At 66.5% G+C, this 2,467-nt stretch carries 3 protein-coding genes; all 3 read right to left on the reverse strand.

Annotation, left to right across the window (positions count from 1 at the left end; all coding sequences use genetic code 11):
- A partial coding sequence (locus ACWDU1_RS31605; protein ID WP_450004082.1) for an amino acid ABC transporter ATP-binding protein occupies positions 1 to 534 on the reverse strand: 534 nt, incomplete at its 3' end.
- Entirely contained in the window at positions 531 to 1,460 is a 930-nt protein-coding gene (locus tag ACWDU1_RS31610; protein ID WP_450004083.1) for an amino acid ABC transporter permease, read from the reverse strand. The genes ACWDU1_RS31610 and ACWDU1_RS31605, both read right to left, overlap by 4 nt.
- Before the next feature lie 4 nt (positions 1,461 to 1,464).
- Entirely contained in the window at positions 1,465 to 2,361 is an 897-nt protein-coding gene (locus tag ACWDU1_RS31615) for an ABC transporter substrate-binding protein (protein WP_450004084.1), read from the reverse strand.
- Between the last annotated feature and the right edge of the window lie 106 nt (positions 2,362 to 2,467).

Here is a 2,467-nt window from a genome sequence, read left to right on the forward strand (position 1 = left end):
GTCGAACAGCATCAGTTTCGGGTCCATGGCCAGGGCCCGGGCGATCGCGACCCGCTGCTGCTGACCGCCCGACAGTTGCGCCGGGTACGCGTTCGCCTTCTCCGCCAGACCCACCCGTTCGAGCAGTTCTCCGGCCCGCTGCCGGGCCTCGCGCCTGGACTGTCTCTTCACCTGCGTCGGCGCCTCGACGATATTGCCCAGGACGGTGCGATGCGGAAACAGATTGAAATGCTGGAAGACCATGCCGATATCGCGCCGCTGACGGGCGGCCTCGCGCGGATGCAATTCGTAGAGGCGGCCCTTGCGTTCCCGGTAGCCGACCAGTTCGCCGTCGACATAGAGCCGCCCCGCGTCCACCTGTTCCAGGTGGTTGATACACCGCAGAAAGGTCGATTTACCCGACCCCGAGGGGCCGATCAGGCACAGCACCTGCCCGCGCGGCACCTCGAGCGAAATCCCTTCCAGTACCTTCAGCGCGCCGAAACTCTTACAGACCCGATCCGCCCGGATCATGGGCACCGCGGTATCGCTCATTTCGCCCGCACCTCACCCCGCGCGTCGGCCAATTCCTGCAACTGCTTCGTCGTCAGCTGCCGGGATATTCCGCGCGAATAGTATTTCTCCAGGTAGTACTGGCCGATCATCAGCACGCTGGTGATCGCGAGATACCAGGTCGCGGTGACCAGGAGCAGCGGTATCGGCAGGAAATTCACACCGTAGATATCGCGGGCGCGGCCGAACAGGTCGGTACTCAGCGGTATGGCGGTCACCAGCGAGGTCGTTTTCAACATACTGATCAATTGGTTGCCGGTCGGCGGAATGATCACCCGCATCGCCTGCGGCAGCACCGTCCGGCGCATCGTCTGCGACCAGGACATCCCGAGCGCGACGGAGGCCTCGCGCTGCCCCTCGCCGACGGAATTGATGCCCGCTCGCACGATCTCGGCCATATACGCGGCCTCGTTGAGCGCCAGCCCGATCATCGCGAAGAAGAAAGCCGCCCGCAGCCCCTGCACGTCGATCTCCAGCAACCGCGGCCCGAACGGCACCCCGAACGCCACCTGCTGGTAGAGCGAGGGCACCAGCCCCCAGAACACCAGTTGTACATAGACGGGCGTACCGCGGAACACCCACAGGTAGACCCAGGCGGTGGCACGCAGCACCGGATTCGGTGACAACCGCATCACCGCGAGCACCGTGCCGAGGACCACGGCGATCGTCATGGCGAGCACCGTGAGTTCCAGAGTGACCACCGCCCCGGCGGCGATCCGGGTATCCCGGAGATAGTCCCAGTACACATCCCACCGGTAGGCGGGATTGGTGGCGGCCCCGTAAACGAACAACCCGGCCAGCGCCAGGATGACCACCGCGGCGATCCACCGGCCCGGCCGCCGCAGCGGAACGGCCCTGATGGCCTCGGGTGGATCCTTCTCGGTGGACACGCGCGGATCTGCGGTCATGGCGTCAGCTCCTCGCGCCGTTGATCACGGAGGTGCCCAGCGCACCCTCCTGCACACCCCAGTTCTCGGTGATCTGCCGGTAGCGCCCGTCGTCCATCAGATATTGGACGGCGTCCCGCAACACGGGCGCCAGCGGCGACCCCTTGGCCAGAGCCCACCCGTAGGGGGCGGCGTCGAATACCGGACCCGCGGGCTCGATCTTGCCTTCGGTCTGTTTGACGGCATAGGCGGTGACCGGGGAATCCGCCGACATCGCGTCGACCTGCCCGAGCACCAGCGCGTTGGTCACCGCGCTCTGCTCGTCGAAGGCGGTGATGATGATCGGATCCCGGCCCGCGGCCACACAGGCCGCGCTCTTGGCCGGTACCTCCTCGATATGCTCGACCGTCGTCGCCTGCACCGCCACCCGCTTACCGCAGGCGTTCTCCGGATCCACCTCGTCACCGGTGCGCTGCGCCCACTGCACCCCCGCCGTGAAATAGGTGACGAAATCCACCTGTTCCTCGCGTTCGGCCGAATCGGTGATCGACGACATGCCGATGTCGTAGGTGCCGGCCTGAACGGCCGGGATGATCTTCTCGAACGCCGATTCGGTGTAGCGGGGCCGGATCCCGAGCACCGCGGTGACCGCGTCCATCAGATCGATGTCGAATCCCACTATCGCGCCGTGCCGGTCGCGGTACTCGTTGGGCTGATACGGCACATTCACCCCCACCACCACCTCACCGGCCGCCCTGATCTCGGCGGGAACCCGCTCCGCGAGCGCCGGCACCGGCTGCACGGCGATCTTCGGTGGGACCGGGCCCGTGTCCTCGACATTGGTGACGCAACCGGCCGTGAGCAGCACCCCGGCGAGCCCGCACAACACCCGGCGCCACCGGATCCCGGATCGATCAGCCACCGCCACCACCTGCCGCTCGCGAGGAATCGTGGGACCTCCGCCACATATCGACGTTGCCAGGCACAGTAGGCCACCGCGGCATCCGGCACAGCGCTGTAACCGAGAA

The sequence above is a fragment of the Nocardia sp. NPDC003345 genome, from assembly GCF_053589395.1.

Bases quoted from the DNA above. Each gene is read 5' to 3' on its own strand.
- ACWDU1_RS31610 (WP_450004083.1), bottom strand. From the start codon at position 1,460: ATGACCGCAGATCCGCGCGTGTCCACCGAGAAGGATCCACCCGAGGCC.